The organism is Marinobacter sp. L-80, assembly GCF_056859395.1.
Genome location: NZ_JBSXOI010000074.1, coordinates 65,124 through 82,419 on the forward strand (window position 1 = coordinate 65,124; position 17,296 = coordinate 82,419).

General features: G+C 60.1%; 17 protein-coding genes. 7 read left to right on the plus strand and 10 right to left on the minus strand.

All coding sequences use genetic code 11. From position 1 onward, the window contains the following. Positions 1-203 precede the first annotated feature (203 nt). Positions 204-1,115: an alpha/beta hydrolase gene (locus AC13E3_RS16325; RefSeq protein ID WP_053113481.1), complete on the plus strand. Its 912-nt coding sequence runs from the start codon at positions 204-206 to the stop codon at positions 1,113-1,115. Between the two features lie 11 nt (positions 1,116-1,126). Here the strand turns inward: AC13E3_RS16325 and AC13E3_RS16330 are convergent, their stop codons facing one another. Continuing rightward, positions 1,127-1,489, minus strand: a complete 363-nt coding sequence (locus tag AC13E3_RS16330; RefSeq protein ID WP_008176755.1) for a DUF6164 family protein — start codon at positions 1,487-1,489, stop codon at positions 1,127-1,129. Between the two features lie 97 nt (positions 1,490-1,586). Between AC13E3_RS16330 and AC13E3_RS16335 the strand changes: the two genes are divergently transcribed. The 4 genes from AC13E3_RS16335 to AC13E3_RS16350 are packed head-to-tail and all read left to right on the plus strand — an operon-like array spanning position 1,587 to position 6,084. Continuing rightward, positions 1,587-2,996, plus strand: a complete 1,410-nt coding sequence (locus AC13E3_RS16335; protein WP_053113480.1) for a DUF2868 domain-containing protein — start codon at positions 1,587-1,589, stop codon at positions 2,994-2,996. Continuing rightward, a complete protein-coding gene (locus AC13E3_RS16340) occupies positions 2,993-4,423 on the plus strand; it encodes a GTPase/DUF3482 domain-containing protein (RefSeq protein WP_053113479.1) in 1,431 nt (476 codons plus the stop codon). The genes AC13E3_RS16335 and AC13E3_RS16340 overlap by 4 nt, the downstream gene beginning before the upstream one ends. A 50-nt stretch (positions 4,424-4,473) precedes the next feature. After that, entirely contained in the window at positions 4,474-4,869 is a 396-nt protein-coding gene (locus AC13E3_RS16345) for an ectoine synthase (RefSeq protein WP_008176749.1), read from the plus strand. A 12-nt stretch (positions 4,870-4,881) separates the two neighbouring features. Then, a complete protein-coding gene (locus tag AC13E3_RS16350; protein ID WP_053113478.1) occupies positions 4,882-6,084 on the plus strand; it encodes an MFS transporter in 1,203 nt (400 codons plus the stop codon). Positions 6,085-6,254: 170 nt separating this feature from the next. Here the strand turns inward: AC13E3_RS16350 and AC13E3_RS16355 are convergent, their stop codons facing one another. Then, the gene (locus AC13E3_RS16355; RefSeq protein ID WP_008176745.1) at positions 6,255-7,430 is read right to left on the minus strand and encodes a type III PLP-dependent enzyme; all 1,176 of its coding nucleotides are present in this window, start codon (positions 7,428-7,430) and stop codon (positions 6,255-6,257) included. Positions 7,431-7,608: 178 nt separating this feature from the next. Next, a complete protein-coding gene (locus AC13E3_RS16360) occupies positions 7,609-8,427 on the minus strand; it encodes a hypothetical protein (RefSeq protein WP_008176743.1) in 819 nt (272 codons plus the stop codon). A 141-nt stretch (positions 8,428-8,568) separates the two neighbouring features. On the opposite strand from AC13E3_RS16360, the gene AC13E3_RS16365 reads away from it, so the two are divergent. Next, the gene (locus AC13E3_RS16365; protein ID WP_008176740.1) at positions 8,569-9,423 is read left to right on the plus strand and encodes an eIF2B alpha/beta/delta subunit family protein; all 855 of its coding nucleotides are present in this window, start codon (positions 8,569-8,571) and stop codon (positions 9,421-9,423) included. On the opposite strand, the gene hrpB is transcribed toward AC13E3_RS16365, so the two are convergent. From hrpB to AC13E3_RS16395, 6 genes are all read right to left on the minus strand, one after another. Then, on the minus strand, positions 9,377-11,857 hold the full coding sequence (hrpB, locus tag AC13E3_RS16370; RefSeq protein WP_482902226.1) for an ATP-dependent helicase HrpB: 2,481 nt from the start codon (positions 11,855-11,857) through the stop codon (positions 9,377-9,379). The two genes, AC13E3_RS16365 and hrpB, sit on opposite strands and share 47 nt — an antisense overlap. Before the next feature lie 22 nt (positions 11,858-11,879). Then, positions 11,880-12,551, minus strand: coding sequence for an SCO family protein (locus AC13E3_RS16375; RefSeq protein ID WP_008176736.1), 672 nt, complete (start codon positions 12,549-12,551; stop codon positions 11,880-11,882). 148 nt (positions 12,552-12,699) lie between these two features. Further along, positions 12,700-13,620: a heme o synthase gene (gene cyoE, locus AC13E3_RS16380; RefSeq protein WP_008176734.1), complete on the minus strand. Its 921-nt coding sequence runs from the start codon at positions 13,618-13,620 to the stop codon at positions 12,700-12,702. Next, positions 13,617-14,678, minus strand: coding sequence for a COX15/CtaA family protein (locus tag AC13E3_RS16385; protein WP_050898353.1), 1,062 nt, complete (start codon positions 14,676-14,678; stop codon positions 13,617-13,619). The genes cyoE and AC13E3_RS16385 overlap by 4 nt, the downstream gene beginning before the upstream one ends. A 64-nt stretch (positions 14,679-14,742) precedes the next feature. Further along, positions 14,743-15,381: a hypothetical protein gene (locus AC13E3_RS16390; protein WP_008176729.1), complete on the minus strand. Its 639-nt coding sequence runs from the start codon at positions 15,379-15,381 to the stop codon at positions 14,743-14,745. Next, a complete protein-coding gene (locus AC13E3_RS16395; protein ID WP_482902227.1) occupies positions 15,374-16,111 on the minus strand; it encodes an SURF1 family protein in 738 nt (245 codons plus the stop codon). Before AC13E3_RS16395 ends, AC13E3_RS16390 begins: the two co-directional genes overlap by 8 nt. Before the next feature lie 80 nt (positions 16,112-16,191). Between AC13E3_RS16395 and AC13E3_RS16400 the strand changes: the two genes are divergently transcribed. Then, positions 16,192-16,395, plus strand: a complete 204-nt coding sequence (locus AC13E3_RS16400; protein ID WP_008176725.1) for a twin transmembrane helix small protein — start codon at positions 16,192-16,194, stop codon at positions 16,393-16,395. 9 nt (positions 16,396-16,404) lie between these two features. Here the strand turns inward: AC13E3_RS16400 and AC13E3_RS16405 are convergent, their stop codons facing one another. Next, positions 16,405-17,292: a cytochrome c oxidase subunit 3 gene (locus AC13E3_RS16405; protein ID WP_273155846.1), complete on the minus strand. Its 888-nt coding sequence runs from the start codon at positions 17,290-17,292 to the stop codon at positions 16,405-16,407. Positions 17,293-17,296 lie beyond the last annotated feature (4 nt).

Genomic DNA, 17,296 nt, shown 5'->3' on the forward strand with positions numbered 1-17,296 from the left:
TTCCGGACAGTCCCGGGGCCGGCAATCATCAAAAAACACGCCTATTGCGAGCCTTGCAGAGATTGTCCTTGAAACCGGACACTGTACTGAATGTCGGACAATGGAGTCTGGATGAGGCAATCCGCCCCGTACCGGCATCCATCAATATCAGTGCGTCGTAGATTTGATGTGAAACCTCAATTCGCCTGAAAAAGGAGAGCCCAGTGCCCGGTTACCGAACAGGGGGCAGACGGGGTGGGTTGGTCGGCGTGATTGGCAGCCTGCTGTTGCTGGCCGGATGCGCGACCCACCACAATGGACCAGAGAACGCGGCCTTGCCGGGAGAGCAATCCTTTCAGGTAGAGCGCAATTTACAGTTCTCCCCAGATAACTGGCCACAACAACTCTTCGCCGACCTTTACCTGCCCGAGAACGGGGCCTCAGGGCATCGCCATCCGGTGGTCCTGATGGTTCACGGGGGTGGCTGGCAACGACGGTCCCGTGAAGACATGGCCTGGATCGCGGAAGAAGTGGCCAGCCACGGTTTCGCGGTGCTGAACATCGACTACCGGTTTGCACCGGAATACACCTTCCCGGCGCAGCTGCATGATCTCCAGCTCGCCCGCCAGTGGTTGAACGAGCATGCCGACAAATACCGCCTAGACCGCAAGCAAGTCAGCGGTTTCGGGTTTTCATCCGGCGCCCATCTGATTGCCCTGCTGGCCCTGGTGGCAAGCTCCGACAGCGAGCTGAACGAGCCCTACGGCGGGCCGGAGTCCCGGCTGCACGCTGTTGTCGCCGGCGGCTTGCCGTCTGACCTCATGGCGTTCGGTTCGGGCAAGTTGATCCGGCAGTTCCTCGGTGGCGAGCAGCAGGCGATGCCGGACACCTATCGCAGTGCCTCACCGATCAGTCACGTGACGGCCAACGCACCGCCCTTCTTCCTCTTTCACGGCGCCGTGGACATGCTTGTGCCCTTCAGCCAGGCCGAACGTTTCCGGGACGCTCTCGCAAGTCATCAGGTATACAGCGAACTCTATGAAATGCATCTGCGAGGACATGTCACCAGCTTTCTCACAGCCGGCGATGCGGTTGACGAGGCAATCGCATTCCTCGACCGAAAAAACAGCGACTGATTGCCGGGTCGCTATCCGATCCGGATGAACGGCAGCAGGCTCAGGCCCATGATGACCAGAATGGCAATGCAGGCCGCCAGAGTCCGGATTGGCCTCTGCCTGAGCATGAACCAGAAACCGCCGGATTCGCCCCGGGCCAGGTGCTCCTCGTAGGCCTGTCGCTGGGTTTCATAGCGTTGCCTCTGATACTCATCCAGCAGCGCCCTGGCCCTGGCCGCCTCATCGTCGTCGTGCACCCAGAAACCGCCCATGCTGATGCCCCAGCGGCTTGGTGGCGTCTCGTAATAGGCTACCTCGTGGGCATCAAACAGGGCCCGGATTTCCTCGGCCTCGTCATCGGGTACATGGCGCAGGTTCATCAGATGGTGGGGCATGGACTCTCGTTGTCTGGTATCAGGTGCGGGTATCCCTATATCCTAGCACTAAAGCCCGACGGGGCCCGACAGCCCGAATTCGACACCGGAACCCTGAATGACCGACAACCCCCTCCGATTGCTGCTGGAGTTTGACAGCCAGGCGCAACGGGACAGATCACAGCCGCCTACCTTCCTGCATCGACGCGATCGCAAGTTTGCTCTCGTCTGTGAAGAGCAGGGCGAGGCCCCGGACGCGGCCCGCTGGCTCGCCCACCTGAACCGCCTCAGCGGTCCCCGGACAACCCCGACATCCGCGGACCGGACACTGGCATCGTGGCGCCGGATCAACGGTGGTTTTGCAGTGTCAGGCGCGGTTGCGGGCACGCTGGCGATGGCCGGGCTGCTGTTCTATGACGGCGGCCAGCGCATCAACATCACGGTTTTCCTGGCGTTCGTGTTGCTGCACCTGATATTCGCCCTGTTCACCACCGTGCAAGCCATGGCCGGATGGCAGCCCTGGCGCTGGTTGGCACGTCGATTGGGGGTCAACCCGGGAGATGGCGCCTTCACCAGGCTTCAGCCTGTTCTGATGGCCAGAGCGGCTCACCTGGGCGGCATTGCGTTCGCCATCGCAGGGCTGTTTACCTTGCTGGCCATGGTCGTCTTGCAGGACCTCGCCTTCGGCTGGAGCACCACGCTGGACACTGCCGCCACCAGCTATCACGGATTGGTAAAGGCCATTGCGACGCCCTGGGCCTGGCTCTGGCCTGCCGCGGCCCCGGATCTTGCGCTGGTCGAGGCGACGCGTTTTTTCCGGGCCGGTAACCCAACGGCAAGTCCTGACCCGGCCCTCTGGGGCCTGTGGTGGCCGTTTGTGGCCATGATGTGGGCAACCTGGGTTCTTCTGCCAAGGATAATTCTCTGGGCGTGTGCGTCCGTGCAGGCCCGGCAAAAATCCCGGCGCCTGCTCACCAGTCATCCAGCCATGCACGCCCTGCTGTATCGCATGGAAACACCCGCCCTGGACACTGGCAACAGCCATCATGACGCCGACGATCTTCCGGACACCGACACTCGAGGCAACCTGCTACCACTGCCCGACAGCGACATTCTGTTGTGTTGGGCCGGCGCCGGTGAACCGGAATTGCCAGAGTCGCTTCGGTCAGGCAAGCAGCTCGTGCTCACGGCCGGCGGCAGCGCCAGCCTTTCGGACGATGATCAGGCTCTGCACCGGATCGCCGAGCATCTGAAAAACAACGCCAAGGCAGTCATCCTGCTGGTTCGCTGCTGGCAACCCCCGACCGGCGAGCTTCAGGACTTCCTCGCGGCCGCCCGGGACATCTGGCCCGACAACGCCAGGGTCGCGCTGGTGCCACTGGCCACGGACAGCAATCAGCAACCCGATGCCCACCAGATCCAGCCCTGGCTGCGATTTGCCCAAAGGTTGGGCAGCGAGTTCGTCCAGGTGTCTCTGCCCCGGCTCCAGATGCGGGATCCCTACACAGCCATCGGGGACGGGTCATGACTCAGATACCCACGTTTGCGGTCGTCGGACACCCGAACAAGGGTAAATCCAGCGTGGTGGCGACCCTGTCCCAGAATGATGCCATTGCCATTGCCCTGGAACCCGGCACCACACGCAGGCATCAGGCTTACCCGCTGAAGGTGGACGGCCAGACCCTCTACACTCTGGTCGACACGCCCGGATTCCAGCGGCCGAGACGGGTAATGGAGTGGCTGGAAGCTCACAGTGTCTCCGCCTCTGATCACGCAGACACCGTCAAAGCCTTTGTGGCACAGCATGAGGGGGACGGCCGATTCACCGATGAATGTGAGCTTCTCAGACCGCTGATTGAAGGCGCCGGGATCATCTACGTGGTGGACGGCTCGGTGCCCTACAGCGCAGAGCACGAGGCAGAAATGACCATCCTGCGCTGGACCGGCCGCCCGAGCCTGGCCCTGATCAACAGCATCGGTGCCGACGACTACAGTGATACCTGGCAGGCCGCGCTGGGCCAGTTCTTTCAGGTTGTCCGCCGTTTCGACGCTGTTCGCGCCCCATTCGAGCAACATCTGGGCCTTTTACGGGCTTTCGGACAACTGGAGCCGGACTGGGAAACACCACTGGAACAGGCCACTCACTACCTGTCCGCCCAGCGGCAGCAGCGCCGCCATCAGGCCGCAGTACTGATCGCCGGGACACTGGAGAGCATGATGTCCTACCAGGAAAAACGGACGCTTACCGCCGGCCAGGCTGCAGAAACCAGTGACGGCTCCCTGGCCGAACAGCTGCGGGAACGTTGGTATCGTCACCAGCGCAAGCGGGAACAGACCCTGCGCGTGGATATCGAACATCTTTATCAGCACCAGCGCATCCGTCGCCAGGAGCCCGAACTGGAGTGGCACAGCGAACACGACCTGTTCTCGGAAGACAGCCGCAAAGCCTGGGCGGTCAGCAAGCGCTACCTGGCCACCGCCGGCTTCGGCGCGGGCGCCGTCAGTGGCGCCGGAATCGACGCGCTGACCTTCGGCTCCTCCCTTGGAACCGGCGCTCTGGTGGGCGGTTTGATCGGTGCTGCCGGCAGCTATTTCTACGGCGATCGGCTGGCCCTGCCGGCGCTGAGCATCGGCGTGCTAAGGGACGGATTGAAAACAGCCACCTTCGGTCCTGTACAGGACAGCCAGTTCGGCTATGTTGTATTGGGAAGGGCCGTGGATCACTGGTGGCATATCTCCCATCGGAATCACGCTGGTCGCGACCTGCTGGACCTTGAGCCAGCAGACCATCACTGGCTCGAGCGACTTGAAAAATCGAGCCGACAAGAAATTCAGAAAGCCTTCGACAAGTGCCGGAAACGGCGCCCCCTGGATGAACGCCAGCGGGAAAGATTCGCCACCTCGATCGAACAGGCCATGGCCGTTTACGACGATTGGCGGTTGAACCGCACCTGAAAGGGATGTTTATACTAAAAGGCTATTCCATCACAAAATGAGGAATGCTCATGAAAATCGTACGAGTGCAAGACATTATCGGTACCGAGCGGGAAGTCACCGGCCCAGGGTGGACAAGCCGCCGCATGCTGCTCAAGAAAGACGGCATGGGCTTTTCCTTCCACGAAACCATCATCCCTGCCGGGGCCGAGTTGAACCTCTGGTACAAGCATCACCTCGAAGCGGTCTACTGTGTTGCCGGCAACGGCAAGATCCTGGACAAAGCCACTGGTGAAACCCACGAGATCACTGACGGAACCCTGTACGCACTCGACAAGCATGACCAGCACACCCTGTACGGTGGCACGGAAGACATGCGACTGATCTGTGCCTTCAACCCACCGGTTACCGGCCGTGAAGTCCACGACGAAGACGGTGCCTATCTGCCGGACACCAGCGAAGACTGAATCGTCTTGCCCGTGGCTGAATACCAGGCCGCGACCACACCGCCACCGCCAGCGAAGCTGCTGCCGGTGGCGGTGTTGCTTTGGCTGGCCGGCGTTTACCTGCGGATACCGGTACTGGTCGCGCCGCCCCTGGCGCCGTTCATCAGCAACGAACTGGCACTCACCCAGGCACTCACCGGCGCCCTGACCACCCTGCCCATCCTGATGCTGGCCATCGGCTCCATGCCCGGCTCACTGGCCATTGCCCGGATTGGCCCCCGCAATACCCTGGCTCTGGCCATGGTGATTATGGTGATCGGCTCCGCCGGGCGCGGCCTGATGCCCGACACCCTGACCCTGATGATTGCCAGTGCCGTCATGGGCATCGGCGTCTCCATGATGCAACCATCACTGCCGGCACTACTGCCCCGGTGGCTGGACCCCCACCACCTCGCGTTAGGCTCGGCGATCTACATGAACGGCATGCTGATGGGTGAGTTCATCGGTGCCGGCATCACGCTGCCTGTGCTCATGCCCCTGCTAGACAACAGCTGGCGCGCCACCCTGGTGGCCTGGTCACTCCCGGCGCTGCTGGTTGCCGCAGCCCTGTTCCTGCCCAAACGGGACCGGGCCAAACCGGTGCGAAAAGTAGCCTGGCTACCGGACTGGCATAACCCCTTGACCCTGAGAATCGGTCTACTGCTCGGCCTCTCCGGCTCGCTGTTTTTTGGCCTCAACGCGTACATGGGCAACCTGCTGCAGCATCAGGGCCAGTTCGACAAACTGCCGGATGCCCTGTTCTGGTACAACCTTGCCCAGGTCTTCGCCTCCCTGATCATGCTGAAAATGGCGCGCTACTGGGTCGGGCGTCGTGGCGTCATCGCCACCCTGGCCAGCATCAGCCTGCTCGGCGCCATTGGCGCGGTCATGCTTACCGGCTGGTGGTCCATCGTCAGTGCCACCCTCATGAGCTTGGTCGCCGGCATGCTCCTGATCCTGCTCGTAGCGATACCCCCGCTGGTGGTCTCCGCCGCCGAAACTGGCCGCCTCTCCGCCGGCACCTTCCTGGTCGGTTACACCGTCGCTTTTTGCGTGCCTATGCTTGGCGGTGTCGTCGCCGACTGGACCGGCGATGCCCGCCATGCCCTGATGCTGATGATCACCTACGGCCTGCTGGTCTTGCCCCTGGCCTTTACCCTGAACCTGGAACGAAAAAAGGACCAGCCCGAAAGCTGATCCTTCTCTGAATACCAATTTTCCCTTCGCGGACTCCCCATATCCAGCCGGAACGGCCGTGGGGCGGGGGTGTCCTTTCCGCCGGGAAAAAATGTCTGAGCAAAGCGAGTTGTTTTTCCCAGAGGAAAGGACACCCCCGCCCCGCGGCCAGACTCCGAACTAATACAGGGTCAGATGTAATAGTCCTTCAACGGAGGAAACCCATTAAACTCAATGGCGCTGTATGTCGTTGTATAGGCTCCGGTAGACAGCCAATACATCCGATCCCCAATCGCCAGATTCAACGGCAACGGATACTTGTGATGCTCATACATGATATCGGCACTGTCACAGGTCGGCCCGGCAATCACACAGTCCTCGCCTTCGCCCGCCTTCTCAGTCCAGATCGGAAACTTGATCGCCTCATCCAGGGTCTCGATCAGGCCTGAAAACTTGCCCACATCGGTAAACACCCAGCGATGCAGGGCAGTACGGGATTTCCGGGAAATCAGAACCACCTCGCTCACCAGAACACCGGCGTTGGAAATCAGCGATCGGCCCGGCTCGATGATGATCTCCGGCAGCTCCGCACCAAAGTCCTCGTGCAGGAAGCGGGCAATCTCCTCGGCGTACACCTTCAGCTCATTGGTGCGAGTGATGTAGTTGGCCGGGAAACCACCGCCCATGTTGATCATCTTAAGCTCGATACCGTCTTCTTCCTTCAGACGCTCGAAAATCACCTTCACCTTGTTCAGGGCCGCATCCCAGGCGCCAATCTCGCGCTGCTGGGAACCGACGTGAAACGACACGCCGTAGGGCACCAGACCCAGGTCACGGGCAAGGATCAGCAGGTCCATGGCCATGTCGGTCTGGCAGCCGAACTTGCGGGACAGCGGCCAGTCTGCCGTCAGGGTACCTTCGGTCAGGATACGCACATACACTTTCGAGCCCGGGGCCGCCTTGGCGATGTTGCGAAGGTCTGCCTCCGAGTCGGTGGCAAACATACGAACGCCTTTCTCGTAGAAGGTGCGAATGTCCTTCGCCTTCTTGATGGTATTGCCGTAGCTGATCCGCTCACCGGTCACACCCAGGGCCATCACCTTGTCCAGCTCGTAAACCGACGCGATATCGAAAGAGGCACCCTTGTCGCGCAGCATGGTCAGGATCTGCGGGGCCGGGTTGGCTTTCACCGCATAGTAAACCTTGGCGTAGGGGAAACCCTCGACCAGCTCGTCATACTGACGGTCAATCGTTGCGGTGTCGATCACCACAAACGGAGTTTCCTTGCCGTCGGCAAAGTCCTTGATGCGCTTGAACGTGTCGGCTTCGTAGTAATCGGCGATATTGGCGTTAGCGGCTTCGGTCATGGGTGGTGTGTCCCTCCACAGGGCAAACAGGCATAAAAAAAGGCACTACAGCAACGCTGCAGCACCCGTTAGATAGCGCGATCATCGGGCTTTTTTGAGGGCCCGGATATGAGCATATCTACCCATAAGTAATGGGCAATACTGGCAACGCCACTGGCATGAATTCTGGCGGGAATTCCTAGACCGCCACCGGCCATATCGGCGGTGGTTCGGTGGGGCCGTCCGGGTCTTCCGGTTCGGTCTGTTCCCGGAGATAGCCGAGAATCGCCTCCTGGAGCTCCGTGCCCTGGCCCAATCCCTTGTTTCCGAACAGCCGGTTGAATTCCAGTACGTAAGGGTGGCCATCCACCAGCGCAATATCAAAGCCTGCGTGATCAACACCCAGATCCCTGGCCAGCCGCAACGCCAGGTCCGTCATCACCGGGGGAACCGGACTGTTGTCAATGCGGCCACCCCGGGCCACATTGTTGTAGAAGCCCTGATCGGCCTGGGTTCGCCAGTAAGCCGTCAGCACCTGATCGCCAACCACCACAACTCGCGCATCCCGGTCCAGAGGGAGGTATTCCTGGCCGTAGAGCACGTCGGTGCGTTCGCAGTAGCGGCGCCAGTCCTCGCGGGATTCAATCAGCCAGACGCCTTCGCCCATGCTGGCCTTGGGAAGCTTTGCCACGAACGGATGCACCATGGCATCCCAGATCATGTCACGTTCCACCGGGCCGTTGGCCTCAATCATGGTCCAGGGCGTGTGCTCCGGGGCCACCGTCTGGAATGCACGGGTCATCTCCACTTTGTCGTGGCCGATGCGGTAGCTGGCTTCGCTGGGAAACACCCGGCACTTGAGACCGTGAACCAGGGCATTTAACTGCCAGTACTCTGGAAACAGGACCCAATCTGCTTCCCGCAACAGTTCTTTATGACGCAAAAACTGGTCCGGCTTGAGGACGGTGGTGTCGGGAAAACCCAGGGTTCGGAAAATATCGAAGGAAACAAGGTGCATGGATACTGCGCACTCGGGGTTGAGTTGCGCGTATTTTATACAGGGCTGACATTCAGGCAAGTGCTATTTTCACCTCCAGACATCAGGAAAAGACCGTACAGGTGCTACCCTTGAAGCAGCACATAAGCACGGAAGAGCGGAATGCAGGAACTTGATGCGAGGGCAAAGTCCCTTCTGGCCGCACTGAAAGCGGACTCCCGGTCAGGCGCTACACAGCTGGCAATGAACACCCTCGATCAACTGCTATCTTACCTGGACGAGGTCGAGCCAGAGGGCGAGACATTTCTGAGGCTACTGGCAGAACTCCGGGCGGCACGCCCGAGCATGATCGTGATTGGCAATGCACTGGCCATGATCGAGCAGCGTCTTTCCAGTGATGTTCAGGTCGCACTTCAGGCCGTCATGGACATCAGAGACCAGCTGGAAAATGCCACCGGAACCATTGCCCGGCAAGCCCTCGATCTTCTGCCAGAGTCGCCGGTGATACTGACCCATAGCGCCAGCTCCGCGGTACTGGCGCTGTTTCGTAACATGGCGGAACAGCGCCAGGCCTTCTCTGTCATCTGCACCCAGAGCAGCCCGGGCTTCGAGGGCCACTCCCTGGCACGGGCGCTGAACGAGCTAGCCATACCCGTCACCTTGATCACCGATGCGCAGATGGGGCTGTTTGTGCCCCAGGCTGACCTGGTGATCACCGGGTGCGATACCTGGCTTTCCAATGGGCATTTTATCAACAAAAGCGGTACACACTTGTTGGCTCTGGCGGCCCATGCGGCCGGGAAGCCCCTCTGGGTTCTTGCCGACAGCTTCCGGAACAGCGACGCCGACCCCGGGTCGGTTGAACTCGAGGAAATGCCCGCGGAAGAACTCAACGCACCGCCGGGAGACTGGATAACGCCACGGAATATCTACTTTGAGCGGGTGCCACACGCGCTGGTCAGCAAACGCATCAGCGAGTTGGGCGTTTTTTCGTGCCCTGCTGAGCCTCGGCGGTAAACGGATCTTCCGGCCAGGGATGCTTGGGATACCGCCCACGCATATCCTTGCGCACCTCGGGGTAGGCGTTACGCCAGAAACTGGCCAGATCGGCGGTGACCGCCAGAGGCCGTTGCGCGGGGGACAACAGATGAAGCACCACCGGTACCCGCCCACCGGCAACGGCAGGGGTTTCTTTCCAGCCAAACAGCGCCTGGAGCTTGGCCGCCAACACCGGGCCATTGTCGGCGGTGTAATCCAGACTCACCCGCTGGCCGGTCGGTATGGTCAGATGTGTTGGCGCCAGACTCTGAAGCTGCTGCTGGGCCGGGTAATCAATCAGGCTGTTAAGGGCCGCCAGCAAGTCGATCCGGGCCAGATCGGACCATCGGGTCATGCCGACCAGAAACGGGCCCAGCCAAACCTCGAGACTATCCAGTAACGCCGCGTCATCGGTGTCCGGCCAGCCGGAATCCGGGAAGGTTCTGGCGAGCAACCTCATTCGGGCACGCCACTGGCGACTGCCATCACTCCAGGGCAGGCTTTCCAGGCCCTTCTTCCGAATCGCGCTGAGCAGCCCCTGCCGGACCAGTTCCGGATCCACCCGGCCGAGCGGCTTTTCCTGAAGCACGAGTTCACCCAGTTTTCGCGCACGCCGCGCCAGAATTTTACCCTGGCTGTCGTCCCACAGTGCCTCTTCGATCTCCTGTATGTGGTCAGCCAGGTCGAGCTCCAGGTCCGGAATGTCCACCGGCGCGGCCAGGTAAATCGTGGCTTCGCGGGCCTGGCCATCCAGCTCGGCCGCCACCAGCCACTCGTGCCGTGCCAGGGGATCATCCTCTCTCAGTACCGCACCTTTGCCATTACTGAGCTGATACCTCGCCGCCTTATCCGATCGCCGCCTGGCAATACGGTCCGGATAGGCCAGGGCAAGCAATCGGCCGATTTCGGTCTCCGAGGGCGGTGTTGCCTCAGTCGTCCCGGGCCCGGAAAGACGCCGGGCCGACTGGCGTACAGCCTTCAGGCGAGCGACATCCAGCGTGCGATCCCGCCGTTCCCCGAAGAACACCCGAACCCGCTCGTGCATGTCCGCACCAGTTCCGGGGCCCAGGAGATCACGCTCTTCCAGCAAGGCGGCCACGGCCGCAGCCGCGCCTCCGAGCCCTATAGAACGGCCTTTCAGCACCATATGCGCCAGTCGCGGGTGTATACCCAGCTCCCGGGCCGCTTTGCCGTGGTCCGTAATAGCTCCGTCTGAATCGAGCAGATCGAGCCACCGCAGGAGGGCCACAGCCTGCCTCCAATGGGCGGCAGGGGGCTTATCAATCCAGGCGACGGCATCGGCTTCCCGCGCGCCCCACTGGGCTAATTCCAGCACCAAGGGTGCCAGATCGGCCTCCAGAATTTCGGGCGGCGTGTAATCGGCCAATCCGAACTGTTCCGATTCGCTCCACAATCGATAACAGACCCCGGGCTCCATCCGGCCGGCCCGGCCTTTACGCTGTTCCGCAGAAGCCCTGGATACCCGGCCAGTGACCAGGCGGGTCATGCCACTGTTGGGATCAAAAACGGCCCGACGCTGCTGACCGCAATCGATAACAACCCGAACCCCTTCAATGGTCAGACTGGTTTCGGCAATAGCCGTAGCCAACACCACCTTGCGCTGGCCTTCGGGAGCCGGCGAGATTGCCTGGTCCTGCTGCTCCGATTTCAGATTGCCGTATAGTGGAGCAAGCATCACCCGGTCCGGCAGGTTTGCACGGAGCTGTTGCTCAACCCGACGTATCTCACCCACACCGGGCAGAAACACCAGCAGTGAGCCGCTTTGATCAGCCAATGCCTCCCGAACCACAGCGGTAACCTGATCCACCATGCGGCCACTGCGCGGCAACGGCCGGTAATGAACATCGACCGGAAACGCCCGTCCTTCACTGGTTATTACGGGAACGTCTCCAAGCACTTGCGCAATCGGCCCGGTATCCAGGGTTGCGGACATCACCAGCAACCGCAGATCCTCCCGCAACGCCTGCTGCGATTCCAGCACCAGGGCCAGGCCCAGATCCGCCTGCAAAGAGCGCTCATGGAACTCATCAAAGATGACCGCCGCGTACTCCTCCAGCATCGGATCCGCCTGGATCAGCCGGGTCAGGATGCCTTCGGTCACGACTTCGATCCGGGTGGCCGCAGACACACGGGTATCCAGCCTTGTGCGATAGCCTACCGTCTGTCCGGGCTGTTCATTGAGTTGCCGGGCCATGAACCGGGCGGCAGAGCGAGCTGCAAGCCGACGGGGCTCCAGCATCAGGATCTTGCCGTCACCGCGCCAGGGCGCATCCAGAAGGGCGGCAGGCACACGGGTGGTTTTACCGGCACCGGGCGGAGCCTGCAGAAGTACGGTAGTCGTGCGTTCCAGGGCCGCTTTCAGGTCTGGAAGAATGGCATCAATAGGGAGCATCGGATTCCGGGTTTCTGAAGCGTCAGGAGCTCACCCGTTCACGATTGGCCTTTGCCCACTGGTAAATCCGCTCAAAGGCCTCGGCCAGGTTGTGCGGATTATGGGGCGGCTGGATCACAGCAGCAAGTTCGCCGTCGGGGTTCAGCAGCGCAAAATGGCCGCTGTGATCCACCAGCAGCTCGCCATCCACCTCACGATGGACAAACACCGCGTTCAGGCTTTTGGCCAGTTCCCGCAAGGTGTCCAGATCTCCGGTCAGACCATGGAAATGTTCACCGAAGAAGTCCGTGTAGGCTTTGAGTTTCTCCGGCGTATCGTGCTCCGGGTCAGCGCTGACCAGCAGATAGTCAGGCTGGGGCAATTCCTTGGACAGCAGCTTGTCGGTCTGGCGCAAATTGGCCATGGCTGCCGGGCAGATATCCGGGCAATTGGTGTAGCCCACGAATGCAATGGTCCAGCGACCCCTCAGACTCTCCCGCGTGACCGTTTCACCGTTCTCATCCGTCAGCGTGAACTCTGCCAATTGACGAGGCTGATCATAGACATACGTATTGAACTCCGTCAGCTCCGGCGCCGGAATCGGTTCCTGGTTACCCACCAGAAATACCTGCCGTCCAACAACCAGTCCAAAGATCAGAACAACGATTAGCAGAAGGCAGAACAGGGTAAGGCGAATAGAGCTGGAGCTTTTCATGGGTGGTCCACTTCGTTGATCAGATAAGCAGACGGGGATGGCTTTCCGAAACCGTGCGGAGCCATGGATGGCGTAGCCGGGCGTACACGGACGTATTTACAGCGTGTTTCGGAAAGCCATCCCCGCCTGCGTCAGCACAATGTCTGACTCAAAAGAATACAAAATGATCCACAAGCAATACCACAAACAGGGCCATGAGGTAAGTGATGGAATACTTGAAGGTATTCAGGGCCACCCGCCGATCGTCACCCTTCAACAGCCTTACCGCATACTGCAGAAAGCGCAGGCCAAGGGCCAGGGCGCCCACCAGGTAGATACCGCCGGACATGCCTGTGACAAAAGGTAGCAGACTGACCGCCAGCAACATCAGGGTGTAGAGCAGGATGTGCAGCTCGGTGAACTTGTTGCCATGAGTGACCGGCAGCATGGGAATGCCCGCCTTGGCGTACTCTTCCTTGCGATGGATAGCCAGAGCCCAGAAATGCGGCGGGGTCCAGGCAAAAATGATCAGCACCAGCAGCAGAGCGTGGCCCTCAACCTGGCCGGTCACAGCGGTCCAGCCCAACAACGGTGGCATGGCCCCGGCAAGACCTCCGATGGTGATATTCTGGGGCGTAGCCCGCTTGAGGAACAAGGTATAAACACCGGCGTAACCCACCAGGGAGGCGAGGGTCAGCCAGGCAGTGAGGTGGTTCACCTGCCACATCAGCACGGCCATACCAACACACGCGAGTATCGTTGCGAACAGGATCGCATCCAGAGGCGAGATCTTGCCTGTGGCCACCGGGCGCTTGCGGGTGCGAGCCATGACGGTGTCAATTTTCTGGTCTACCACATGGTTGACCACCGCAGCCGAGCCGGCAAGCAGGGCAATACCCAGATTGCCCCAGACCAACACGCCCCAACCGGGCACGCCTGGCGCCGCCAGCAGCATGCCGATCACCGAGGTAAGGATCATCAGCGCGACAACCCTGGGCTTGGTCAGCTCCAGAAAGTCACGCCAGGAAATGGTTGTTCTGGAGTCGCTCGCAATTGCCTGGGCCGGCAGTGCTTCCACTTGCTCGCTCATGCCGTAACCTCCTGGTTCATTGTTGTTGTGTGTGTTGCCGGGACGCTATGTGGTTCGAGTAATAGCTGATGCCGCCAGATCAGGTGAATAACTGAAAGAAGGAGTCCTGCGCCCATGGCGTTATGGGCCACGGCGATGGACAGGGGAATATGGAAAATCACGTTGGCCAGACCCAACAGGATCTGGACACCCAGCAGGACCGCCACCAGTTTAACGGGGTTGTCGAGTCCGGATTCGCCCCGTCGCCGCCACATCAACGCCAGCAATGCCGTGAAATAGAATAGTACCACCACAGCACCAAGTCTGTGTGTAACATGGATCGCCACCCGCCCGTCAGCGGTAAGCTGACCTCCCAGATAGTTGGGGCCCACGTGCTGGGTAACGTCAAAGCCGTGCCGGAAATCCATGCCCTCAGGCCACCACTGGCCCTGGCACGTAGGCAGATCGGTACAGGCAACGGCCGCGTAATTGGCCGCTGTCCAGGCCCCCAGGGCGATCTGCATCACCACTAACAGCAGCCCGCCATAGAGCCAGGGCCGGAAACCCGACAGGGCGGTTGATAGCGGTGGTTCCCGATCCTGCGTCTGCCTGGCCTGACGTCGCAACCTGAATGCCAGCAACGCCAGCAGACTCAGGGTGGTAAAGCCGCCAAGCAGGTGCAGCGCCACCACCTGGGGCCACAGTTTCAGGGTCACCGTCCACATGCCGAAAGCGCCCTGAAGAATGATGAAAACGGCGATAAACAAAGGCAGCTTTACCGGAACACCCTGGCGCCGGTTACGAACCGCGTAGGCCGCCAGGCCGAACACCACCAGCCCCAGGGTGCCGGCGGCGTAACGGTGGATCATTTCGGGCCAGCCTTTTTGCACATCCACCGGCGTATCGGGAAAACGGGCATTCGCTATGGCAATGTTCGATTCGCTCTGGGGCACCGTGAGAAAACCATAGCACCCGGGCCAGTCAGGACACCCCAGCCCTGCGTGCACCAGGCGGGTCCAGGCACCCAGCATGATCACGACAACCGCCAGCAAAACGGCAAAGGTTGCCCACTTTGCCATCTTGTGGGCTGCCGTGGTTGGGGAAACAGATGACTGATTCAAGGCTGACTCTCCGCTCTGGCCATTAACCGATCTGCGACAGTTTGAGCAGATGCTTGAGATCCTCCAGCATATCCTTTCCAGTATGTTCGGAACCGTAATGCATCATCACATTACCGAACGGATCAACCAGCAGGATGCGCGGCTCCGCTTCCGGATTGATACCGGCTGGCCAGTCCGGCCGGGCACCCGCCGCAGGCACAAGGCGCTCCATGGAGCTGTATTCGGAGGACCAACGCGCCTGCAGATCGGAGGGCACACTACCCAGTGCGGCAGCCCGGGAGACTCGGTTAGCGTTCTTGCCAAGGGCGATATTCACCTGCCTGGCCAGATAGAGCAGCTCTTCACACTGGCTACCACATTGGCCGGAAGCCACAATCATAAGCCAGTCCGGATCGATTTTTTCCGGGCCAAAGCGTTCTGCCAGCGGAGTACCGGAAGCCGTTTCGAGATTGAGCGTTGAAACCGGGGCCACTGGCTGGAGCAAAACGCCGTTATTGGTGTGGCCGGCCGGGTTCAGCCAGCCGGTATAAAACATGATGGTTGCAACAATCATCGGGCCAAAACCCAGCGCAAACAGGAGGAATGCCGTGCGACGGCCGCGACGCACCTGTTCCGGGGTTGGCCCTTCGTTGTGTTCCTGGTCGGATATCCGGTTAGCCATTGTCATTGTCATTATTGGCTCCTGTCTTTCGGTAACTCGCCACTATAGTCAATATAGTCAGCGCCACGGCCAGCGCAAACCATTGCGTGGCATATCCGTAATGGGTTTGTGGCCCCATCAGGTCCGGTTCCCAATCCGCCCGGTAAGCGCCCGGCTGGCGATTGCCGGAAAGCCTTACTATTTTGTCGGGAAGATCCGGAATCTCCTTTCGTGCGGCCTCTCCGGACAGACTCTGTACCCGCCGGGGCCACGGACCGCCTGCCTCTGGCTGATCCACCAGCACCGGCGGCACCGGATAGTCACTGAGTCGACCTTCCAGGGTAAAAATCCCTTCCGGCGTTTCCAGCTGCGGGAGCTGATCCCGGGTTCGCGGCGCCTGGACCCAACCGCGATTAACCACAACCGGCGGCCCTTCCAGAGGACGAAACTCTGTCAGGACTTCATAACCCGGGATGCCATCACGGGTCCGGTTATCCAGCAGCCAGTTTCGGCTTCCGTACATCCCGGTCAGTGTCAGAGGCCGACCACGGGTCAGATCACCGGACACTATGTCCTGCCAGGCCCGGTTTTCCGCTTCCTGCTGCCACTGGTTCAGCAGAAGCTGTTTTTCTTCCGCCCGATTCAGCTGCCAGACACCGAGGCCAATAAGTATCGGCAGTAAGACCCCACTGAACACCAGCAGCCGCCAGTCAAACTGCCATCGGCGGTGTTTGCCCTGCGAATCAGACATGCTCTGCTATAGTGACCTCAGCGAGTCCGGAACCGTTTGCGAACCGTACATCCATCAAACCAATAAAAACAGGAAGTCCCATGCTCAAAGCAGTTATTGTTTTCCTGATGCTTTCTGTGGTTGTAAGCCTTTTCAGTGGCCTGTTTTTTCTCATTAAAGACGGCGGCAAGACCAATCGGGTTGTTAACTCTCTGGCCGTCCGGGTGACGCTTAGCATACTGCTCCTGGCTGTGGTACTGATTGCTCTGTGGAACGGGAGCCTGACTCTTAATCCGACTCCCTGACTACGCAGATCAAATGATGTAAACGAACACGAACAATCCCAGCCAGACCACGTCGACAAAATGCCAATACCATGCGGTTGCCTCGAAACCAAAATGGTTTTCCGCAGTGAAGTGGCCCTTGTTGATTCGCACCAGCATAATGGCCAGCATCAATGTGCCAAGCATCACATGGGCACCGTGGAAGCCAGTCAGCATAAAGAACGTACTGCCGTAGATGCCGGATTGCAGGGTCAGGTCGAGGTCACGGTAGGCATGGAGGTATTCATAGCCCTGAACAAACATGAAGACCACGGCCAGAGCGATGGTTGCAGCCAGCCAAAGTTTGGTCTTCGCCCGATTACCTGCCTTCAATGCATGGTGCGCCACGGTTACCGTAAATGAAGACGTCACCAGCAAGATCGTGTTCATCAAAGGCAGGCCCCAGGCGCTGATAACCTCCTTGGGGCCGGGATAAGCTTCCGGGCTGGGATTGTTGATAAGAGGCCAGGTCGACTGAAAGCCCTCCCACAACATGTTCGAGGAACCTCGGTCACCCTCGCCACCAAGCCAGGGCACCGCAAACACCCTGATGTAGAACAACGCACCGAAAAACGCGGCGAAAAACATCACCTCTGAGAAAATGAACCAACTCATCCCCCAGCGGAACGAGCGGTCCATCTGATCACTGTAGAGTCCCGCCCGACTCTCTTTGATGACGGCTCCAAACCACCCGAACAGCATGTAGGCCATAATCAGGGCGCCGATCCAGAACATTATCCAGGCACCGGTTGTGCTGTCCCCCTGTTTGCCATTCACCATGATTGAGGCCACCCCGTAAAGAGTTACCCCAAGGCCAATCGTGGCGACGATCGGCCACTTGCTCTGTTCCGGAACGTAATAGGTCTGGTTATCCGCCATGACA